At 54.0% G+C, this 19,851-nt stretch carries 20 protein-coding genes and 1 riboswitch; of the genes, 15 read left to right on the forward strand and 5 right to left on the reverse strand.

Annotation, left to right across the window (positions count from 1 at the left end; genetic code table 11):
• The first annotated feature begins 201 nt into the window (after positions 1–201).
• The 3 genes from BQ7397_RS02815 to BQ7397_RS02825 all read left to right on the forward strand — a co-directional run bounded on the left by BQ7397_RS02815 (position 202) and on the right by BQ7397_RS02825 (position 3,044).
• Entirely contained in the window at positions 202–483 is a 282-nt protein-coding gene (locus BQ7397_RS02815) for a co-chaperone GroES (protein WP_077074669.1), read from the forward strand.
• Between the two features lie 31 nt (positions 484–514).
• Positions 515–2,143 (forward strand): chaperonin GroEL, encoded by a 1,629-nt coding sequence (gene groL / locus BQ7397_RS02820; RefSeq protein ID WP_077074670.1) that lies wholly within the window; start codon positions 515–517, stop codon positions 2,141–2,143.
• 169 nt (positions 2,144–2,312) lie between these two features.
• On the forward strand, positions 2,313–3,044 hold the full coding sequence (locus BQ7397_RS02825) for a TraX family protein (protein ID WP_077074671.1): 732 nt from the start codon (positions 2,313–2,315) through the stop codon (positions 3,042–3,044).
• Between the two features lie 13 nt (positions 3,045–3,057).
• Here BQ7397_RS02825 and BQ7397_RS02830 read toward each other — a convergent pair whose 3' ends face one another.
• Positions 3,058–3,303: a type II toxin-antitoxin system Phd/YefM family antitoxin gene (locus tag BQ7397_RS02830; protein WP_234970560.1), complete on the reverse strand. Its 246-nt coding sequence runs from the start codon at positions 3,301–3,303 to the stop codon at positions 3,058–3,060.
• A 115-nt stretch (positions 3,304–3,418) separates the two neighbouring features.
• Between BQ7397_RS02830 and BQ7397_RS02835 the strand changes: the two genes are divergently transcribed.
• From BQ7397_RS02835 to BQ7397_RS02885, 11 genes are all read left to right on the forward strand, one after another.
• Complete coding sequence (locus BQ7397_RS02835) at positions 3,419–3,688, forward strand: type II toxin-antitoxin system Phd/YefM family antitoxin (protein WP_077074672.1); 270 nt, start codon at positions 3,419–3,421, stop codon at positions 3,686–3,688.
• Positions 3,675–3,983, forward strand: a complete 309-nt coding sequence (locus BQ7397_RS02840) for a type II toxin-antitoxin system RelE/ParE family toxin (protein ID WP_077074673.1) — start codon at positions 3,675–3,677, stop codon at positions 3,981–3,983. Before BQ7397_RS02835 ends, BQ7397_RS02840 begins: the two co-directional genes overlap by 14 nt.
• A gap of 145 nt (positions 3,984–4,128) precedes the next feature.
• Positions 4,129–4,288: riboswitch (cobalamin riboswitch) on the forward strand.
• Between the two features lie 40 nt (positions 4,289–4,328).
• Entirely contained in the window at positions 4,329–5,336 is a 1,008-nt protein-coding gene (locus BQ7397_RS02845) for an ABC transporter substrate-binding protein (RefSeq protein ID WP_077074674.1), read from the forward strand.
• A complete protein-coding gene (locus BQ7397_RS02850; protein ID WP_077074675.1) occupies positions 5,333–6,349 on the forward strand; it encodes a FecCD family ABC transporter permease in 1,017 nt (338 codons plus the stop codon). Before BQ7397_RS02845 ends, BQ7397_RS02850 begins: the two co-directional genes overlap by 4 nt.
• Complete coding sequence (locus BQ7397_RS02855) at positions 6,346–7,095, forward strand: ABC transporter ATP-binding protein (protein WP_083703393.1); 750 nt, start codon at positions 6,346–6,348, stop codon at positions 7,093–7,095. Before BQ7397_RS02850 ends, BQ7397_RS02855 begins: the two co-directional genes overlap by 4 nt.
• Positions 7,096–7,204: 109 nt before the next feature.
• Entirely contained in the window at positions 7,205–7,567 is a 363-nt protein-coding gene (locus BQ7397_RS02860) for a hypothetical protein (protein ID WP_077074677.1), read from the forward strand.
• Positions 7,568–7,806: 239 nt separating this feature from the next.
• A complete protein-coding gene (locus BQ7397_RS02865; protein ID WP_077074678.1) occupies positions 7,807–9,594 on the forward strand; it encodes an aminopeptidase P family protein in 1,788 nt (595 codons plus the stop codon).
• 9 nt (positions 9,595–9,603) lie between these two features.
• Positions 9,604–10,941 (forward strand): peptide MFS transporter, encoded by a 1,338-nt coding sequence (locus BQ7397_RS02870; RefSeq protein WP_068455670.1) that lies wholly within the window; start codon positions 9,604–9,606, stop codon positions 10,939–10,941.
• Positions 10,942–10,998: 57 nt separating this feature from the next.
• A complete protein-coding gene (locus BQ7397_RS02875) occupies positions 10,999–12,084 on the forward strand; it encodes a M24 family metallopeptidase (RefSeq protein ID WP_077074679.1) in 1,086 nt (361 codons plus the stop codon).
• 1 nt (position 12,085) lies between these two features.
• The gene (pepI, locus tag BQ7397_RS02880) at positions 12,086–12,973 is read left to right on the forward strand and encodes a proline iminopeptidase (protein WP_077074680.1); all 888 of its coding nucleotides are present in this window, start codon (positions 12,086–12,088) and stop codon (positions 12,971–12,973) included.
• 99 nt (positions 12,974–13,072) lie between these two features.
• Positions 13,073–13,882 carry a hypothetical protein gene (locus tag BQ7397_RS02885; RefSeq protein WP_077074681.1) on the forward strand — a complete coding sequence of 270 codons (810 nt, stop codon included), beginning with the start codon at positions 13,073–13,075 and terminating at the stop codon, positions 13,880–13,882.
• 55 nt (positions 13,883–13,937) lie between these two features.
• On the opposite strand, the gene BQ7397_RS02890 is transcribed toward BQ7397_RS02885, so the two are convergent.
• The 4 genes from BQ7397_RS02890 to BQ7397_RS02905 form a co-directional block, all read right to left on the reverse strand.
• Entirely contained in the window at positions 13,938–15,140 is a 1,203-nt protein-coding gene (locus tag BQ7397_RS02890) for an S-layer homology domain-containing protein (RefSeq protein ID WP_077074682.1), read from the reverse strand.
• A gap of 159 nt (positions 15,141–15,299) precedes the next feature.
• Positions 15,300–17,399 carry a stalk domain-containing protein gene (locus tag BQ7397_RS02895; RefSeq protein ID WP_077074683.1) on the reverse strand — a complete coding sequence of 700 codons (2,100 nt, stop codon included), beginning with the start codon at positions 17,397–17,399 and terminating at the stop codon, positions 15,300–15,302.
• A 63-nt stretch (positions 17,400–17,462) separates the two neighbouring features.
• A complete protein-coding gene (locus BQ7397_RS02900; protein ID WP_077074684.1) occupies positions 17,463–18,017 on the reverse strand; it encodes an ImmA/IrrE family metallo-endopeptidase in 555 nt (184 codons plus the stop codon).
• The gene (locus BQ7397_RS02905; protein WP_077074685.1) at positions 18,001–18,414 is read right to left on the reverse strand and encodes a helix-turn-helix domain-containing protein; all 414 of its coding nucleotides are present in this window, start codon (positions 18,412–18,414) and stop codon (positions 18,001–18,003) included. Before BQ7397_RS02905 ends, BQ7397_RS02900 begins: the two co-directional genes overlap by 17 nt.
• 147 nt (positions 18,415–18,561) lie before the next feature.
• Here BQ7397_RS02905 and BQ7397_RS02910 point away from each other — a divergent pair, with 147 nt between their 5' ends.
• On the forward strand, positions 18,562–19,800 hold the full coding sequence (locus tag BQ7397_RS02910) for a DNA polymerase Y family protein (RefSeq protein WP_077075025.1): 1,239 nt from the start codon (positions 18,562–18,564) through the stop codon (positions 19,798–19,800).
• Positions 19,801–19,851 lie beyond the last annotated feature (51 nt).

Consider the following 19,851-nt stretch of genomic DNA (forward strand, 5'->3'; position numbering starts at 1 on the left):
AAATGGAAGAAGATCTTAAAAAATATCTATATGTAGTGGCGCGGCAGGAAAGGCTTGTTTCAGCGGCCGGGTGACGGGTGAGGGCTTTCGTCGGAAATATTGCGGCGAAGGAGTTTACAAGTGGGGAAAGTGTGGTATCATATTAAGGAGAGCTGGCACTCGTTGAGTGCAAGTGCTAATAAAAATTTCAGGAGGCACATCATGAGCATTAAACCATTAGGTGAACGTGTTGTTATTCAAAAAATAGAGAAAGAAAATGTCACGGCCAGCGGCATCGTCTTGCCGGATTCCGCCAAGGAAGAATCCAATGTGGCCACGGTTCTCGCCGTCAGCGAAGAGCTGAAACATTCCGACGAAATCCACTGCGACGTGGCGGAAGGCGACAAAGTTATTTACAGTAAATACGCAGGCAACGAAGTGGAAGTGGACGGGGAAAAAGTCATCGTCTTAAAATACCAAGACCTGCTCGCTAAATTAAACTAAGTTTTACTAATAATAGAAAGTAGGAGATACTATGGCAAAAGATTTAAAATTCAGCGCAGACGCCCGGGAAGGTCTCGTCGGCGGCATTAACAAATTGGCAGACACGGTCAAGGTAACCCTGGGACCCAAGGGCAGAAACGTCGTCCTGGACAAGGAATTCGGCGCACCCCTCATTACCAACGACGGCGTCACCATCGCCCGTGAAATCGAATTGGAAGACCGCTTCGAAAACATGGGTGCTCAACTGGTGAAGGAAGTGGCCACGAAGACCAACGACGTGGCCGGCGACGGCACCACCACCGCCACCCTTCTCGCCCAAGCTATTATTCGCGAAGGCTTAAAGAACCTGGCAGCCGGCGCCAATCCCATGGTCCTTCAAAAGGGCATTAAAAAAGCCGTGGACGCCATTGTGGAGGAATTAAAGAAATTTTCCGTCCCCGTGGATAATTCCGCCGCCATCGCCAATGTAGCGGCTATTTCCGCCGCCGACGAACGTATCGGCGAGCTCATCGCCGAAGCCATGGAAAAAGTGGGCAAAGACGGCGTCATCACCGTAGAAGAAAGCCGCTCCATGGGCACCCAATTAGATGTCGTGGAAGGGATGCAATTCGACCGCGGCTACCTGAGCCCCTACATGATCACCGATACGGAAAAGCGCGTGGCCGAACTGGAAGATCCCTACATCTTAATTACGGATAAAAAGATTACCAATATTCAAGACATTCTTCCCGTCCTGGAACAAGTGCTTCAAGAATCCCGCCCCGTCCTCTTAATCGCAGACGACATCGAAGGAGAAGCCTTGGCGACCCTCGTCGTCAATAAACTTCGCGGCACCTTAAACGTCGTCGGCGTCAAGGCTCCGGGCTACGGTGACAGAAGAAAAGACATGCTCCAAGACATCGCCATTTTAACCGGCGGCACGGTGATCACCGAAGACTTAGGCTTGGACATTAAAGAAGCTACCGTGGATATGCTGGGCCGGGCACAAAAGGTCCGCGTGGAAAAAGACAAGACCGTCATCGTCAGCGGCGCCGGCGAACGGGATGCCATCGACGAACGCATCGGCCAAATCCGCGCCCAAGCGGAAGAAACGGAAAGCGAATTCGACCGCGAAAAATTACAAGAACGCCTGGCGAAACTTTCCGGCGGCGTTGCCGTCATCCAAGTCGGTGCGGCTACGGAAGTTGAATTAAAAGAACGGAAGCTCCGCATCGAAGATGCCCTGGCAGCCACTCGCGCAGCCGTTGAAGAAGGCATCGTCCCCGGCGGCGGCGTGGTCCTCGTGGACTGCATCGACTGCGTCAAAGCTCTGGCCGATAAAGGCGAAGGCGACGAAAAGACCGGCATGATGATTATTCTCCGCGCACTGGAAGAACCCCTCCGTCAAATCGCGGAAAACGCCGGTGCCGAAGGCTCCGTCATCGTGGAACACGTCAAGGGCGAAAAACCCGGCGTGGGCTACGACGCTTACAACGGCAAGTACGTGAATATGATCGAAGCCGGCATCGTGGATCCCACCAAGGTCACGAGAAGCGCCCTGCAAAACGCAGCCAGCGTGGCAAGCATGCTTCTCACCACCGAAGCCGCCGTGGCCACCATTAAAGAAGACACCCCCGATCTCGGCGCAGCCGGCATGGGCGGCGGCATGGGCATGATGTAATAAAAAAATCCCCTTGAAAACAAAGGGATAGAAATAATCAAAGGAATCGAGTGAGCTCCGCTTGCTCGATTTTCTTTTACATAAAAACTTTTTCGGGTAAAAATATAGACAGATCTCCGCACCTCCTGTAAAATAAAACCTTCCGAAATAGAAAGTAAAGGAGAATTTTATGGAAGCAATCAAAAAAGGGCAGCCGCCGAAGCGCTGGCAGGTGTTTAACGGCGCCCAATTAAAATATATAGCCTTTCTGTCTATGCTCTTGGATCACGTGAACAACGCCATGATCACGCCCTATTTAGACGGCAAAGGCCTCCTGCTCCATGTAAGCAATGTGCTGAGCATTTTAGGTCGCGTGGCCTTTCCCTTATTTATGTTTTTCCTCGTGGAAGGCTTTTTCAAGACACGCTCCCGAAAAAAATACCTGATCAATCTGTTGATCTTCGCCATTTTGTCGGAGGTGCCCTTCGATCTCTTTACCTCACGGGAGCTTTTCAACAACAACTGGAACAATATGATGTTCACCCTGGCCCTGTCCTTGGCCACTATTTGGATCGTGGACGAAATGAAGGGCCGCCTGGCGAAAAAATCCAAGACCCTGTGGTACGGAGCATCCGTCCTCGTCGTGGCCGTGATGTGCGCCGTGGCCATGTTTTTCAGCCTGGACTACGACTACCACGCCATTATCGTCGCCTATCTGTTTTATCTTTTCTATGAAAAGCCCCTTTACGGCGCGGCACTGGGCTATCTGTCCATTATAAAAGAGCTCTATTCCGTGCTTGGCTTTGCCGCCACCCTCACCTACAACGGCGAGCGGGGCAAGCAGTACAAGTGGTTGAACTACGCCTTTTACCCGGTGCACATTTTGATCCTGGGCCTCCTTCGCGTGGCGCTGAAGATTTAAGGGGGAGGCGAGACTATTTAGCCAGCTCCTCGTAAGCGTGACGGTTTTTCTTTATCAGTCTTTCCGAAACGGCATCGATGCTTTCGTCGTCGGCCGTGGCCGCGCTTTCAAAGTCTTCATACTTCATGAGGACATAGGTGGGGCGATTGTTTTTTAAGATTAGAGCCGAGCCCGCCTCGTCGACGAGTCGAGTTACTTTCGAAAAGTTTTGATTGGCCTCTGTCATTGAAATCAGATTTTTTGCATTGATCATCATCATAATCCCTCCTAATGAAATTATACCATGGTATAGGATGAATTTATCCTAGACGAAAGATAAATCATTGATACGGTGAGCAAATAATGATAAAATTACGCCACAAGGAGGTCTTGCTATGATTACCATACGCCCCGTTTCCGATTTGCGGAATCGTTTTACAGAAATCGAAAAGATTGTACAAAACGGCAATCCCGTTTATTTAACTAAGAATGGTTACGGCACCATGGTTGTGCTGAGCATGGAGGAGTATGCGGCCCTATCTGAAGATGTAGAAAAGAAATTGGACGAGGCGGATAGAGTGGCGAAGGAGACGACGGCTCGCTACGACGCCGAGGAGGTCTTCGGACGGGTAAAGGCGAGGATTCGCGATAATGAAAGATTATAAGTTGACTTTTCTTCCTTTGTTCGAAGAGGATCTTAATCAAATCGTCGACTATATAAGCTTGCAATTACTAAACCCGAAAGCGGCCGAAGATCTGGTGGATGAAGTCTACAAGAGTATTATGGAGCGGCTGCCTTTTGCGGAAAATTTCGAAGTGTATCCGAGGAAAAAGGCCGGGGACCTTCCCTATTACAGAATCTACGTAAAGAATTACGTGGTGTTTTACGTGGTGAAAGGTTCTACGATGGAAGTTCGCCGTCTACTTTATAGTCGTCGGAGTCGGACGGAACTATTATAAGCGATTATCACGGCATGATTTTAAACACAGTAAAAACAGACAAGCAATCCGTAAAATTTCAAAACGTCCACCATCCCAAGCACGTCTTGGGATTTTTTTATTCCTTAAAATCCTTCTATTCTTCACTGCTTTTCTCCGCTCAAGCGGTTATAATGGTGGCATAGGTTCTTCGGATTAAAAGGGAAGTTGCTTGCGGCACGCGGTCCCGCCACTGTAAAGGCCGAGACGCCCATTCACTTCACGGGAAGGATGGAGCGTCGCTCGAGGTCAGAAGCCAGGATACCTGCCTATGGAAAAAATTTCTTCACGAGGTATGGAGTGGTCCATACAAGATAGGAGGTCTTTATGAAAAAGATTCTGCAGGTCTTGTTGCTCGCGGCATTAATGCTATTAACCGCCTGTGGCGGAGGAGACAATGTCGCCAAAAACGAAAACAATCAGGCTGCGGCCAATACCAATGCTGCGGCGGAAACGAAGGACGATTACTATCCCGTCACCATCGACACGGTGGATGCCAAGGGCAATCCCATTCAGGAAACCTTTGAAAAGGAACCGGAGCGGGTGGTGGCCGTGTATCAATCGGCCATCGAAAATATGTTGGCTCTCGGACTCGGGGACAAAATGGTTCTCGCCGCTCAATTGGACATCGACGTCAAGGACGAATACAAGGATGCCTTCAGCAAGGTGGAATACGTGAAAGACGCGCCGTCGAAGGAAGCGGTGATCGCTGCCAAGCCGGACTTTATTATTTCCTGGTCCTCTTACTTCGGCGATAAAACCTTGGGCGATGTGAAAGAGTGGCAGGACAAGGGCGTCAACACCTTTATTCTGAAAAATAGCGGCGCCGTCAAGGTGGACAGCTTGGAAAATGAATACGACGATCTTATGAATCTGGGTAAGATCTTCAATAAAGAAAAAGAAGCGGAAGCCATCGTTCAGTCCATGAAGGATCGCCTGGCTGAAACGGAAAAACTTCGGGAAGGCAAGGAGCCGGTGAAGGCGGCGATTTTGGAAATCGAAGACGACAATCTCTTCAGAAACTACGGCGCGAAAACCGTGGGCGGCGAAATCGCCGAAAAAGCCGGCGCCAAGCTGGTTATGGAAGAAGATCGCTTCGGCTCCGAAGCCCTGCTCGCCAAGGATCCCGACGTGATCTTCGTGGTTTACTACGGTGAAGATAAGATCAGGGATCAGGAATTGAATCGCTTTAAATCCCTCCCCGCCTTAAAGGGTCTTTCCGCCATTAAAAACGATCGGGTCTATCCCATCAGCTTGTCGGAAGTTTACGCCTCCGGCGTGCGCACCGCCGACGGCATCGAAACTATTATTAAGGGCCTCTATCCCGAATCATGAAGCGATCGGTGATTTACGGAGGGCTCATTCTCTTTTTCGCCGCATCGATTATCGGCGGCCTGTACTTGGGCTATGCGGACCTGAGCCTCGGTGACATCCTCGGCGCATTATCCCGCGGCCTGGCCGGCAGGGGTGGGGACGACGTGGCCTATGCCATCGTCATGGACATCCGCCTGCCCCGGGTGCTTCTCGCCATCTTAACCGGCGTGGCTCTCGCCGTCTCCGGGCTCATTATGCAGGCGGTGGTGGGCAATCCCATTGCCGATCCCTATATTTTGGGGATCTCCTCGGGAGCGTCACTGGGCGCCACCTTGGCCATCGTCACCGGCGTGATGAGCGCCTTGGGCTCTGTGGCCGTGGGGCTCAGCGCCTTTCTCTTCGCCCTGTTAACTTCCGTGGGCGTCATGATCCTTTCCCGCCTCGGCGGCCGCGCCACATCGGAGCGGCTCATCCTTTCGGGCCTGGCCCTTTCCGCCGCCACATCCAGTATCGCCACCCTCTTGGTCTACACGGCGAAAAACCGCGACGCCATTCGGGAGGTGAACTTCTGGCTTATGGGCTCTTTATCCGGGGCGAAGATGAGCCAGATCGCAGTGGTCGGGCCGATTATTATCGCCCTCTGCCTCTTTCTTTCCGTGCAGAGCCGCAATTTAAATCTGCTCCTCTTGGGCGACGAGGTGGCATACACCTTGGGAAAGGACTTGGCCAAGCTGAGGAGCGTCTATATTGTGGTGGTGTCTCTCCTCGTGGGCCTCGTGGTTTACACCTCGGGCACCATCGGCTTCGTGGGGCTCATCGTGCCTCACATGGCCCGCTTTCTCTTGGGCACCAATCACCGCCATTTGATCCCCGGCACCGTCCTCTTGGGGGCGAGTCTGCTCCTCTGGGCCGACGTGGCGGCCAGGAACGCCCTCCCCGCCGGGGAGCTGCCCACCGGCGTCGTCGTATCCGTGGTGGGGGCGCCTCTTTTCGTCTACCTCATCGTGAAAAACAGCAGGGAGGCGAGATCATGATCCGCGCGGAAAACCTCTCCGTCACCTACGGCAAGAAAGAGGTGGTGCGGGAGCTGTCCCTCACCGTCGCCGACGGGGAACTGGTGGCGCTTATCGGGCCCAACGGCTCGGGCAAGAGCAGTTTCTTAAAAGCCCTGGCGCGAGTTCTGCCCTACGAGGGGAAAATTTTTCTCGACGGCAAAGACATTCACGCCATGCATCGAAGGGACTACGCCAAGCGCCTGGCCATGGTGGGCCAGTTTAACGACATGGCCTTTGACATGACCGTCATGGACATGGTGCTTATGGGCCGCACGCCCTATAAATCCCTGCTGGAAAGGGACACGAAGGAAGACCGGGCCATGGCCATGGAAGCTCTCGCCTCCGTGGGCATGGAAAGCTACGCTCCCCGCTCCCTACGGGAGCTGTCCGGCGGCGAAAAGCAGCGGGCGGTGCTGGCACGGGCCCTGGTGCAGAAGACCGACCACCTGCTCTTAGACGAAGCCACCAATCACCTGGACATTTACTACCAGCTCAAGCTCCTCTCCACGGTAAAAGACACGAGGCTCACCGCGGTGGCGGCCCTTCACGACATGAACCTGGCCCTGGCCTACGGCGACCGCATCGTGGCGCTGAAGGAGGGGCGGATTCTCTTCGACGCGGCGCCGGAAAATGTGACTCCCGCCATGATCGAAGCCCTTTACGATACGCCCTGCACCATTCACCGAGCCGACGGCCGGCCCGTGGCGGTGTTTAAAAAGCCGTAAATTATTTTTTTTAGAGTGTATTGTATTTTTCAGGGGGGGGGTATAATAAAGGCAAGAAAAGTTTTATCACAGAACATATCGACGCAGCACTCTGCGAAAGGGAGGAAGTATGAACAAACAAGCCAATATGAAAATGGCGGCCTACGCCCTGATCGTGGGCGTGGTGGCGGCCCTGCTCAGAAATTTTATGAAGCCGACCATTCCCGACAACATCTCCCTGATCATCGGGGGCGTCCTCGTGGTCATCGCCCTGGGCATCGCCATGCTTGAGGTAAAAAACAAAACCGGCCTCTTTTACGCCTACGGAGAAAACTGGAAGGGCGATTTTCTCGCCAACAGCGGCTCCATCGCAGGCGTCGCCTGTTTCTTTTTACACACGGCGAAGCTAAACGGCTTTGTCTGCGCCCTCGTCTTGGCGGCGGTGCTCTTTGCCCTTCGTCAAATTTTCGGAAAATCCCTTAGCCACAGTTGATGCGGCAAGTCATAAGAACTCGGAGAACCCGGGTTCTTTTTTTGTGCCCTTTATGCCGAAAGGTTTTCACGCAGGGAAAGGCGCACTCTCGACGGGCGTGGGAAGGGGTAGGCATCATAGAATATTTTTGACTTAATAAGGGCCGTTAAAAAAGCCGCGGAAAGTGTTTGTTTGTTTACATTGCAGACACTAGGTTATATAATGGTCTCTGCAAGAGAAGGTACTATCGAAAGGAGTTTATGGTGCGACATCAAGCTGAACAATTACTTTCCTTAATGAAGGAACGCGGGATAGACGTTTACATCGTACCGTCCGAGGATTTTCACCAAAGTGAATACGTGGGCGAATACTTTAAGGCACGGGGCTTTGTGTCCGGCTTCACGGGAAGCGCAGGCACGGTCGTGGCTACCGCCGACGAAGTTTGCCTCTGGACCGACGGACGCTACTTCCTCCAAGGCGAGGCGCAGTTAAAGGGCAGCGGCATTAAGCTGCAAAAAATGTTCCAACCCGGCGTGCCTTCCGTAGAGGAATACATCGAAGCGAAGCTTCCCGAAGGCGGCACCCTGGGCTTTGACGGCAGAACCATTTCCGTTTCCGACGGCGCCGGCTACGAAGCGATTTGCGAAAAGAAAAGCGCCTCCATCGTCTACAATATGGACCTGGTCGACGAATTCTGGACCGATCGTCCGCCGCTTTCCGAAAAGCCCGCCTTTAAATTAGACGAAGCCATTACCGGCGAAAGCGCCGAATCGAAGCTTAAACGCATTCGCAAGGTCATGAAGGAAAAGGGCTGTGACACACACATCATCGCCTCCTTAGACGACGTATGCTGGACGCTGAATTTGCGCGGCGACGACATTTTATTCTCGCCCATTCTTTTGAGCTACGCCATCATTACCTTAGACGGCGTGACCCTCTTTATGGACGAAGGAAAGCTAAACGACGAAATTAAGGCCGATCTGAAGGCACTGAACGTTACCCTGCGTCCCTACAATGCCATTTACGAAGACGTGAAGAAGCTCGAGGGCAAGCACATCCTTCTGGATCCCACGAAGATGAACTACGCCCTTTACGAAAATATTCCCGACAGCAACGAGCTGGTGGAAGCACCGAATCCTTCCATTTTAATGAAGGCCATGAAAAACGATGTGGAAGTCAAGAACATGGCCATCGCCCACGTCAAGGACGGCATCGCCTGGACCAAATTTATGCACTGGCTGAAGAAAAACATCGGCAAGGAAAAAATTACCGAAATCGGCGCCTCGGATAAATTGGAAGACTTCCGCAAGGAACAAGAAGGCTATATGTGGCCCTCCTTCGCTCCCATCAGCGGCTACGGCGAACACGCCGCCATCGTCCACTACGAAGCCGACGAAGAAAGCGACATCCCCTTGGAAGCCAAGGGCCTCTACCTTTCCGACACGGGCTCGAACTTTAAAGAAGGCTCCACCGACATTACCCGCACCGTGGCATTAGGCGAATTGACCGACGAAGAAATCTATCACTTCACCTTGGTCTTAAAGAGCCACCTGGCCCTGGCCATGGCAAAATTCCCCTACGGCGCCCACGGCTACTCCCTGGACTATGCCGCAAGAAAGCCCTTCTGGGACGAACACCTGGACTTTAACCACGGCACCGGTCACGGTATCGGCCAATTATTAAACATTCACGAAGGCCCCACGGGCTTCCGCTATAAAATCAATATTGCGAAAAACGAACACCATCAAATCGAACCCGGCATGATCATCACCGACGAGCCCGGCATCTACATCGCCGGCAAACACGGCATCCGTTTGGAAAACTGCTTGCTCGTCAAGGAAGCGGAAGAAAACGAATACGGCAAATGGCTGTATATGGAACCCCTTACCCTGGTTCCCTTTGATATCGACGCCGTGGACTTCTCCCTCTTAGACAGCAAGGAAATCTTGTACCTGAACGAGTACAACAAGCTTGTTTTCAAGACCATTTCTCCTCACTTGACCGATGAGGAAGTTGAATGGCTGAAAAAATATACAAAGGAAATTTAGGAGGAAATTATGGAAGCTAAAAACAAAATGCCTTTCGGTTTTTACATCGTCTCCCTCGGTTTCTCCATGGAACGTTTTGCGTTTTATTCCGCAAAATGGTTGATGACGGTTATGGTTGCAGCCGCCGTCGTCGATGGAGGCCTTGGTTTGAGTGATGCCGATGCGGCAAAAATCAGTGCGAACTTAGTCGCTATGACTTACATCGCACCTTTAATCGGATCGATTATCTCCGACCGTTTCATCGGTGCAAGATACTTGATCCCCGTAGGGATGGCCCTTATGGGCGCCGGTTACTTAATCGGATGGAAAGCCGACAATGTGGCAATGATCAATATGATGATTCTCGTCGTCTCCATCGGTACCGGTTTATTTAAACCCCAATCCAACGCCATTACCGGCCGTCTCTTCGACGACCCGAAGATTTTGGATACGGCCTTCTCGACGCAATACTCATTCGTTAATATCGGCTCATTTATCGGGACGACGATTATCGGCGTTCTGGCACTGAGCAAAGGCTATTCCTTCTGCTTCTTGGTTTGCGGCATTATCATGTTCGTTAACGCCATTTGGTTTATCTGGGGCTGGCGCTTCTTAGGCGACGCCGGTAAGAAACCCTTCAAGGTCGACGAACGGAAAGCCCTCGGCGAAGAAGCTGAAAAGAAAGAAGAAAAACGTCCCTTAACCAGCATCGAAAAGAAACGTGTCGGCGCGATTATTCTCGTCTCCGCTTTCTCCACCATCTTCTGGTTATTCTGGTACCTGGCTTACATGCCCGTTTACTTCCACTGGGCCGGCGACAACCCGGCAGCCAACTGGATGATCGGCAACTTCGAAGTGCCTACCGCATGGTTCGACTCTCTGAACGCCCTGTGCTGTATCACCATGGGTCCCCTCTTAGGTATGTTCTGGGCTAAACGCGCCAGAAGCCCCAAGGGCGACTTCAATATGTTCCAAAAGACATCCTTCGGTATGTTGCTGTTAGGCCTCGCCTACATCATCTTTGCCGTCGCCGATATCGCTCGCGGCGAAAGCCTCGCCAGCTTAGGCTGGTTAGTTGCCTTCGGCATTACCCTGTCCTTAGGCGAAATGGTCTTCTCGCCCCTCGGAAACTCCTTTATCTCTAAGTTTGCTCCGGCACGTCTTCTTTCGGTCATGATGAGTGTTTGGACCTTGGCGATCTTCGTTTCCGCAAAAACCTACGGCAACCTTTACGAATTCACTTTGCAATTCGACTTTGCAAAAACCTACTTCATCATCGCCGGCATCGCTATTGCCTGCGGCATCATCCTCTTTGCACTGAGCCCGAAATTAAACGGCCTCGTCGCAGAAGATGCAGAAGAAGAATAAGCACGCTGTACCCTTTAAATAATGCACGCCATCCCTATTAGTTGAAAGGAGCCCCACATGAATCAAGAACGTATCGATCGAGTCATTAAAGGCATGAAAGATAATGGGCTCGAGCACATTATCATTTCCGACCCGGTAGCCATTTTCTACCTGCTCGGAAGAAAGATCGTCCCCGGCGAAAGAATGCTCGTCCTCTACCTACACGTAGACGGCACGGCCAAGCTCGTCATTAACGAGCTCTTCCCCCAAGACGGCGATGTCGGCGTAGACCTGGTATGGTACAACGACATCGACGACGGCGTAAAGATTCTTTCCGACCACATGGTATCGGGTAAAGTCATCGGCATCGACAAGAACTGGCCCAGCCACTTCCTGCTTCGCCTGCAAGAGCTTCATCCTGAAATGAAATACGTCAACGGTTCCATTATCGTAGACGACGTACGTCGGATTAAGGATGAAGAAGAAAAACAAATTATGCGCGAATCCTCCAAGATTTGCGACCAAGTCATGGAAGAGCTGATTCCCTGGGTCGTTAAGGGCCTCACGGAAAAAGAACTCAACGCCAAGACCCAAGAGCTCTTCGCCAAACACGGCGTTATGGAAATGTCCTTCGACCCCATCACGGCTTACGGCCGCGGCGGCGCCGACCCTCACCACGTTACCGACGACTCCAAGGGTAAACGGGGCGATTCCGTCGTCTTAGACATCGGCGGCTTCTACAAGAGCTACGCTTCCGACATGACCCGCACCGTCTTTATCGGCGAAGTATCCGATAAAGCTCGCGAGGTCTACGAAATCGTTAAAGAAGCCAACCTGCGCGGTATCGCCGCCGCAAAACCGGGCAATCGCATGTGCGACGTCGACCTGGCTTGCCGCGACTACATCGAATCCAAAGGCTACGGCGAATACTTTACCCACCGTACCGGTCACTCCATCGGTTTGGAAGACCACGAAGTGGGCGACGTTTCTTCCGTTAACGAAGCCATCATCAAACCGGGACAAATCTTCTCCGTCGAACCGGGCATCTACCTGTTAGACGAAGGCATCGGCGTCCGCGTCGAAGATTTAGTCCTCATTACCGAAGACGGCTGTGAAGTTTTAAACCACGTAACAAAGGATCTTATCGTCGTAGAGGAGGAATAAGATGGTAGCCATAAAAGAAGGACGCATGCCCTTTAATGGATTTGAAACCTACTACCGTATTACCAATCCTGAAGGAAAGAAAGCCCCCCTCGTCCTCCTCCACGGCGGACCGGGGAGCACCCACAACTACTTCGAGGGCTTTGACAAATTGGCCGAAGCCATCGATCGTCCCATCGTCATGTACGACCAAATCGGTTGCGGCGAATCCGCCACACCGGGTCACACCGAGCTATACAACGCCGACGTATGGATGGACGAACTCCAAGCCTTAAGAGATCATCTGGGCATGGACAAGGTCCACCTCCTGGGTCAATCCTGGGGCGGCATGCTCGCCATCTACTACATGATGGAACGGGAGCCGGAAGGCGTCCTCTCTATTGTCCTGGCATCCACCCTCCACTCCGCCATTTTGTGGCGTGAAGAACAGTGGCGTCGGATCTATCGCTTTATGTCCAAAGAAGAACAGGACATCTTCAACAAAGCCGAAGCGTCGGACAAGTACGACGACCCGGCTTACCTGAAAGCCCTGGATCATTTCATGGACATGTACTGCGGCCCCACCATCGACGCCGGCAGCCCGGAATATTTGAAACGGGAAAAGAAAAACGGCGGCGAGGTCTATATGACCGGCTGGGGAGCCAATGAATTCGGTCCCACCGGCACCTTGGCCGACTACGACTACCGCGGCAAGCTCGGTAAAATTACCGTGCCCACCATGGTCACCAACGGCCAAATGGATTTGTGCAGCTGCTTCATCGCTAAAAGCATGTACGACGAGCTGCCCAATTCCCGCTGGGAACTCTTCCGCTACTCCCGCCACATGGCCTTTGTAGAAGAAGAGGAAAGATACTTTGAAGTCATGAAAGACTGGCTGAAAGATTTCGATTAAAACAAAACGCCTTCGGGCGCGGCGAGGTCCCTTCGGGGGCCTCGCTTTTTTGTGCCCCGAGGACCTTCTTGCTATAATAAGGGTGAGAGGAGGTGCGTCATGGGAAATATTATCGAGCTGCCCCGGGCGAAGGAGCTGGAAGAGGCCGTCTGCGCGTTGCGGCGGGCCGCGGCCGAGGCGATTTGCGCCAACATCAGCCTCGTTTACGTCGAGGGCAAGGCCATCGAAATGAACTACCGCCTGGCCTTCGGTCCGTTGGAAATAGAAATTTTCGAAACCTATTGCCGCACCTTGCGTCTGAGGCGAAGGAGAGAAGCGATTCGAGGAAAGCTTACGCAGCAGAAGCCCCGTTTCTTGAAAATTTCAGAGGCGCAGCTGGACGAGGAGCTGGCCCGCTACGAAGGCGAGCTGGCGCGGAAAAAGCGGCTGGTGAAGGAAGCCGGTCGGTGGGCGAAAAATCCCCGAGGCAATGTAAAGGAGGGCGCCATGAAGGCGCAGCTCACCGCCGTCATCCTCGCCCTGCACCCGGACATTCGCCCGGAAAAAAGAACCTCGCGCACCTTAAACGAGGCCATGGACGCCTACATCGACGGCGACGCAGAGAAGCTGCGCCGCCTGCGAAAGGACGTGCCCGCAGATGCCGACGACGATTTGCCCCTGGGCGGCTTAATCGACGAAGAAAAGCGGCTGAGGGATCTGATCCGCGCCTTGGAGGCGGAAAACGGCGCCGTCCGAATCCGCGCTCCCTTTACCATGCGGGCCAATGTGGAAGAGGAAGAGGCACACAGAGCCTGGCGGGAACAGTTGGAAGGGGAGCTCGAAAGCCATCGCCGCCGCTTGGCGGAAGAAGAGGTGGCCCTGGCCAATCTACTGAAGCTGGCGAGGCGATTGGAAAACAAAAGGCCCTGAAGAAAATTGAATCGATTGCACAAAAAAACGAGCTGCCCATGCAGCTCATTTTTATTTATCGATACTCGCCTCGGAAGTGGGTACTTCCCACGAAAAGCACGGCGTAGCGCCCCGGCCCGGCGTCTCTCGACAGATCGGAGGCTCGGGTTTGGACATTGATGTAGCGATAGCGGGGGTACATCATATTTTCCCTATGAGAGGGCGAATCCCACCAAAGCTTGTAATAGGTGCGTGCCAGTTGCTTGCCGTCGGTCAACAGGGGGCGACTGTTCTTCCCGATCCGCGCCGAGGAGATATTGCAGATTTCAAGCAAATTTTCCCCGCGGGCCGTGGTGAAAAGTTGGGGCTCTAAATAGTTGAAGGCCGAGTCCCACTTTCTGCCGTCGGTGCGCACGTGGTCCCGTCCCCCGACGGAAATGGATCCGTAGGCGGCCAGCTCCTCGCAGCGGACGATGCCACCACGCTCCAAATCGTCGGCCCACTCTACGGGCGCGAGGCCCAGTCTGTTGCGATCTTCATTGATCAGGCGCAAAAATTCATTTCGAAAGGCGGCCTCGTCGTAGCTTTGACCTTTATTGAAGGCGGCGATAAGACTGTTTCCGGAAAGAAAAGGAGATTTTGGCGTCGGTTGCGACGGTTGTGCCGGTCGGGCAGGTCGCGGGGCGGAAGGCGCCTTTGCCGTGCCGTTAAAAAGCATGACGAAGACATCGCCTCGGGTGGCGGGGGCGTCGGGGCTCAATCCGCCGATGCCCGTTCCGTCGCCGACGATTCCCGCCTTACGGGCGCGGGCGACCCAGCCGTCGGGCCAGGGCGTTTGCGCCGCTTGGGCGGGGGTCAGGCTGCCGTCTGCGACGACGACGGCGATCTTCATCATTTCAGCATTGAAAATATATTTTTCCGGGCCGAAGGTGCCGTTGGGATAGCCGACAATGGTCCTCACGCCGCCCTTCCCCTTGATGTGGCTCGCCACATTAATGTAGCCGTTGGCCCAATGGTTCATGGGGACATCCGGGTAAACCTCCGTCTTTCGATAGGTGTACGCCTCGGCTCGGGCGATTTTCACCAAAAGGGTGGCCACTTCCGAACGCTTAATGGGTTGATCCAAGCCCAGAGAGCCGTCGGGATAGCCGGTGACGATGCCCTTATCCTGCAAGACGGCAATCTTTTCCTCCCGCGTCATGGCGTAAGCCTTGCTCGCCGGCAAAAGCGCGGCTAAGGCGAGAAGAAACAGGGCCAGTTTTTTTACCGATCTTTTCATAATACCTCCGAGTTTTGTTTAAATCTGTCCTTCAATTCTGTCCTTCAATTCTGTTACTCCATTCTACCATGCAATTCCTTTCATTGTCTCGAAACCGAAATTTATCTCATAGAGAAAAGCACCCGCGCGGGTGCTTTTTGCTTGCCTTCGTAGGCGCTCTTAGTTGATTTTTTGGAAGATGGAGATGGAGCGGTCGGAATCTTCGTAGTAGACTTCCATGCCCATTTTTTCCACGATGAAGCGCAGGGGCACCATGGTGCGATTGTTTTGGATGGTGGCGCCCACGTCCAGGGGGACGGTGTTGCCGTCGATGACGGCCAGGTTTTTGTCCGCGGGCAGGGCGATGGTGTGGCCCTTGTATTGAACCACGGCGGTGCGTTCGGGGGCGTTCCAGCCCACCTCGGCGCCGTAGGATTCCATTAAGAAGCGCAGGGGCACGAGGGTGCGGTTGTTTTTAATCACCGGTGTCGTGTCCATGGTGCGGGCCTGTCCCGCGGCGGTAAAGTTTTTCTTGCCCACGGTCATGAGCACCTTCGCATAGCCCGGGGATTCCTTTACATAGCTTGCGCTGTTGCCGCCGAATCTCGCCTTGTAGGCGATATAGGCGCCGTTCACTTTTTGTTGGGTGAAGACGGCGGTAGGCTCTTTCACACCGCCCGCTTTCCAGCTATTGGTGTCGCCCTTTGCCGCACCGTTTTCCACGGTCCAATTGATTTGAGCGGGGTCGATGGCGATGCTTCTGCCCGCCTTGGTCACGCCCTTCGGCGCCAGGGTAACGGTATTGCCGCCCTCTTTGGCCGTCAGGGTAAAGCTCTTAAGGGCGGCGGGGCTTTGGATGTCTACGGGCAGGGTGACGGTGAGGCCTGTTTTCGTGGTCAAGAGGATGTTGGTCTTGCCTTGCTTCGGCGAAAGGAAGCGGCTGTAGAGCCAGGCGTTTTTGCCGAAGGTGCTGTCCGTCAGGCTGTAGCCGATGTCGTTTACCTTCATGGGGTGGTAGTTGCTGTCCCAAGCCTTGGCCAGATTGTAGGTGGCCACTTCGCCTAAGACCAGGTGGCGAGGCCCGCCGATGGAGCCGCCGGCGAGAGCGGTCCTGGGGGCCTTGTTCATGACGCCGATGCCGTTGACGATGCGCCGCTCGGAGCCGTTTCGTTCCGGCCGGGTGATTTTCGTGTTTTTAAAATCTCCGTGGCCCCGAGCCACCAAGGTGGTGGAGCCACCGCCGTCTAAGTTAATGGCTTTTTCCACGCCTAAGGCGGCGACGGTGGCCGCCCATTCGTTCAGCTTCATGCCGCGGCTTCTGGAGGTGCGGCCTTCTGTGGCGACGAGGTAGACGGTCTTGCGGTCTCTGGAAATGGCCGCGGCGCTCCTGGCCCGGTAGCCGTCGATGGAGGCGGCGTCCATAATATAGGGCTGTGCCAGGCCGCCGTTAACCAAGAGGGCGTGGCCGCCGATTAAAAAGCGCCAGTTTCTGTTGGGGCTCACATTGTAATTCAGGCGCAGCCGTTGGCCCACTCTGACGTTTTGGCGAATAAAGTCTTTCGCCCGGCCGTTGACCTGCAAAATATACTTGCCTTTTGGGGTGACCATGGGCAGGGGACGGTCCAGGGAAATTCTTTCCACGACGAAGTTGCCGTTCACCAGCACTTCGCCGCTGCCCCTGAGTCCCCGGGAGACGGAGGTCCAAAAGTCGTTGTACAATTGGATGCTGTCTTTGTGAGAGGGGACTTGGGTGTGGTTAATAATGTAGTCGGTTTTGTTTAAGCCGCTGATCCTGTAGTGCGCGCCGTTTTGTGCGGTGGCGGTACCGTTAAAGGTAAAGTTTTCGATGTAGGCGTTTTTGTTGTTGTCGATGCCGAAGGCGTACAGGCCGATGGATTCCAAAGGCGAGGACTGAAGCTTGCCGCCGATGACGGAAGGGCCGAAGGGCGCGCCCTGTTTCGACATATTAAAGAAGTCGCCGTTAATGCCGGCGTAGGCGTCGGTGCGATCGGCCATGTGGCTCACCGTGTCTTTGCGGGTGTAGCTCCCCGCTCCGGCCATGACCTGAAGATCCGCCGCGGGATTGTTCAGATCCACCTGAATCACGTCGACCTTGTGGTTTCTGCCGCCGATGGTTGCGGAAAGCTCCCTGCGAATGACGCCGGGGGAGACGGTAATCCGTCCGTTTTCTTTTAAAGAGACGGCCTCGGCACCCTTGGGCAGAAGAAGCACCAGGGCCAAGACCCATAAAAATACGACTTGCCTTTTTAATAGATTCAAATCAAACACCTCTTTCTACTTTCATTGTACTGGAAAAGGAATGCCTCTTGCGTGTTATTCCCGTTACAAATCCCGGGGGAGTTTGCGGCCGTCGATCTTTCTGAAAAAGTCGTTGTCCGCCGCCTCCAGTGCCGGAAGATCGTAGCCCATGCGCTGCATTTCGTTGAGCTTAAAGATCATCAGGTTCACGTCCACGGAAAAAGCCCGGGCCATGTCCATATAGGAGTAGCCCGCCCGCGCCATGGCATAGACCGCCTCCTCGTCCAAGAGGAAGTGGGCGGAGAAGATATTCGCCTCAAGCTCCATGGCGTCGGTTAAGTGAAAGAGGGTGTATTCGATGAGTTCTTTCTTCTCGGCGTGGTTGCGGTGGTAGAGATGGTGGCCCAGCTCGTGGGCCAGGACCATGCGCTGAATCGGCGCCGGCATGCGGTCGTTGTAAAAGACGAAGGGCTTGTTCAAAATAATTTTGTACATGCCCAAAAGCTTCGTGGATGCGGCCATGGGAATCAGGTCCACCTTCATGGCCTCCAGGGCCTTTTTCGGATCGCCGTCGTAGCGCTCACGGAGGCAGGCGGCGTCGTCGTAGAGGTGGCGGTGGCGGCTAGTCGTCTTGTTCATGGGATCCGCCCGCCTTCTTTGATTCACTTTCCAGTTTCGCCCGGAAGTAGGCTTCCTGAATGGCCTCAAACACCGCCTGCTTGTCCTCCTCGTCTAATTTGCCGCCGGCGAAGAGGCCGATGACTCCGTCCACCAGCTCCCGGGCATCGGCGGCGCCACGCGTGCCCCAGCGGGCCTGAGCCGCCATAATAAAGGCGTCTTCCTCCGTAAAGAAATAGGCCTTGGGCACGTGAAAGAGCTCGGCCAGGGCGTCGTAGGTGGCGTCGTGGCGGGGACGCAGGCCGCCGGTTTCGTAATTGGATATGGTGCGCAGCGACAGGTCCAGCGCCTCGGCCAAATCTTTCTGTGTCATGCCCCGGTCTTTCCTGAGGGCTTTTATTTTTTCTCCGAATGTCATGATTCACCTCGATATGCAATTTAATTGCGTATAAAAAAGAAAAGCATCTTGAAAAGCGCAAGTTGATTTCGTATTATGGAAGCAAATAGGAAATCGAGTTGCGTAAATCATAGAATGAATTGCGCCTTTTGTCAAGAAAGGATCGCCATGAAACGGGTTATTTTACATTCGGACATGAACAATTGCTACGCCTCCATCGAAATTCAGCGCAACCCCTCCCTTCGAGGGAAGGCCCTGGTGGTGGGAGGCTCCGTGGAAGACCGCCACGGCATCGTCCTGGCCAAGTCCATGGAGGCCAAGGCCATGGGCATTCAAACCGGCGAGGCCTTGTGGCAGGCGAGAAATAAATGCCCGAACCTTATCGTGGTGGAGCCCCACTACGAGGTGTATCTGGATTTTTCCAGAAGGGCCCGGGCCATTTACTACGACTACACCAATCAGGTGGAGCCCTTCGGCCTGGACGAGTGCTGGCTCGATGTGACGGGAAGCACGCACCTCTTCGGCTCCGGCGAGGCCATGGCCCACGCCATTCGCCGGCGCATGAAAGAGGAGCTGGGCATTACGGTGTCCATCGGCGTGAGCTTTACAAAGACTTTCGCGAAGTTGGGAAGCGATATGAAAAAGCCCGACGCCGTCACAGTCATCGCCGAGGAGGACGTGGCGAGGAAAGTCTACCCCCTTCCCGCCGACGCCATGATCGGCATCGGACGAAAGACGAGGGAAAAGCTGCGGGCCGTGGGGATCGATACCTTGGGAGATCTGGCCGCGGCCGATGTGGCCCTTTTAAAAAGCCGCCTGGGCATCAACGGGGTGAAGCTTTGGAAAAAGGCCCGGGGCATGGAGGAGGATCCCGTGCGGGACCGAGACGATCTGCTTCCCGTCAAGAGCGTGGGCAACGGCATAACCCTGCGGGAGGATTTAAAAAATCCCGTGGAGGTGCGGCGGATTTTTCAGATCCTCGCCATAAAAGTGGCGAAGCGGCTCAGGGAAGGGGAGCTCATGGCCCGGGGGATCGAAATCCATTTGCGGGATAAGGATTTAAGAGGCGCCTCCTTTCAGTGCAAGCTGCCCTACGACGGGGCCTCCTCTTTTCTTTTAAGGGATTCGGCCTTCGATTTGTATTTAAAAAAGATGGATCCCGCCCGTCCCCTTCGGGCCGTCACCCTTCGCGCCACGGATCTCGTGCCGCAAAAGGCGGCGGTGCAATTGGATTTATTTTCCGATTACGAAAAAAAGAAGCGGGAAGATGCCTTGGACGAGGCCATATATAAGATTCGCCGGCGCTACGGCGAGGGCGCCCTCACTTTTTTAGGCCTCTTAAACGACACGAAAATGCCCCTTCACACCACCGATGTCGTCACCCTTCCCCATCCCGTCTTGCGATAGGCGTTATTTTAGCGTACAAAAGGGATAAATAGATTGAATGGAACATGGAGA

It is taken from the genome of Aedoeadaptatus urinae (assembly GCF_900155585.1).
Classification (GTDB): domain Bacteria; phylum Bacillota; class Clostridia; order Tissierellales; family Peptoniphilaceae; genus Aedoeadaptatus; species Aedoeadaptatus urinae.

Bases quoted from the DNA above. Each gene is read 5' to 3' on its own strand.
- BQ7397_RS02840 (WP_077074673.1), top strand. From the start codon at position 3,675: ATGAAAGATTATAAGTTGACTTTTCTTCCTTTGTTCGAAGAGGATCTT.
- BQ7397_RS02890 (WP_077074682.1), bottom strand. From the start codon at position 15,140: ATGAAAAGATCGGTAAAAAAACTGGCCCTGTTTCTTCTCGCCTTAGCC.
- BQ7397_RS02910 (WP_077075025.1), top strand. From the start codon at position 18,562: ATGAAACGGGTTATTTTACATTCGGACATGAACAATTGCTACGCCTCC.
- BQ7397_RS02885 (WP_077074681.1), top strand. From the start codon at position 13,073: ATGGGAAATATTATCGAGCTGCCCCGGGCGAAGGAGCTGGAAGAGGCC.
- BQ7397_RS02845 (WP_077074674.1), top strand. From the start codon at position 4,329: ATGAAAAAGATTCTGCAGGTCTTGTTGCTCGCGGCATTAATGCTATTA.
- BQ7397_RS02905 (WP_077074685.1), bottom strand. From the start codon at position 18,414: ATGACATTCGGAGAAAAAATAAAAGCCCTCAGGAAAGACCGGGGCATG.
- BQ7397_RS02900 (WP_077074684.1), bottom strand. From the start codon at position 18,017: ATGAACAAGACGACTAGCCGCCACCGCCACCTCTACGACGACGCCGCC.
- BQ7397_RS02825 (WP_077074671.1), top strand. From the start codon at position 2,313: ATGGAAGCAATCAAAAAAGGGCAGCCGCCGAAGCGCTGGCAGGTGTTT.
- BQ7397_RS02815 (WP_077074669.1), top strand. From the start codon at position 202: ATGAGCATTAAACCATTAGGTGAACGTGTTGTTATTCAAAAAATAGAG.
- BQ7397_RS02870 (WP_068455670.1), top strand. From the start codon at position 9,604: ATGGAAGCTAAAAACAAAATGCCTTTCGGTTTTTACATCGTCTCCCTC.
- BQ7397_RS02835 (WP_077074672.1), top strand. From the start codon at position 3,419: ATGATTACCATACGCCCCGTTTCCGATTTGCGGAATCGTTTTACAGAA.
- BQ7397_RS02875 (WP_077074679.1), top strand. From the start codon at position 10,999: ATGAATCAAGAACGTATCGATCGAGTCATTAAAGGCATGAAAGATAAT.
- BQ7397_RS02830 (WP_234970560.1), bottom strand. From the start codon at position 3,303: ATGATGATGATCAATGCAAAAAATCTGATTTCAATGACAGAGGCCAAT.
- BQ7397_RS02855 (WP_083703393.1), top strand. From the start codon at position 6,346: ATGATCCGCGCGGAAAACCTCTCCGTCACCTACGGCAAGAAAGAGGTG.
- pepI (WP_077074680.1), top strand. From the start codon at position 12,086: ATGGTAGCCATAAAAGAAGGACGCATGCCCTTTAATGGATTTGAAACC.
- BQ7397_RS02865 (WP_077074678.1), top strand. From the start codon at position 7,807: ATGGTGCGACATCAAGCTGAACAATTACTTTCCTTAATGAAGGAACGC.
- groL (WP_077074670.1), top strand. From the start codon at position 515: ATGGCAAAAGATTTAAAATTCAGCGCAGACGCCCGGGAAGGTCTCGTC.
- BQ7397_RS02850 (WP_077074675.1), top strand. From the start codon at position 5,333: ATGAAGCGATCGGTGATTTACGGAGGGCTCATTCTCTTTTTCGCCGCA.
- BQ7397_RS02860 (WP_077074677.1), top strand. From the start codon at position 7,205: ATGAACAAACAAGCCAATATGAAAATGGCGGCCTACGCCCTGATCGTG.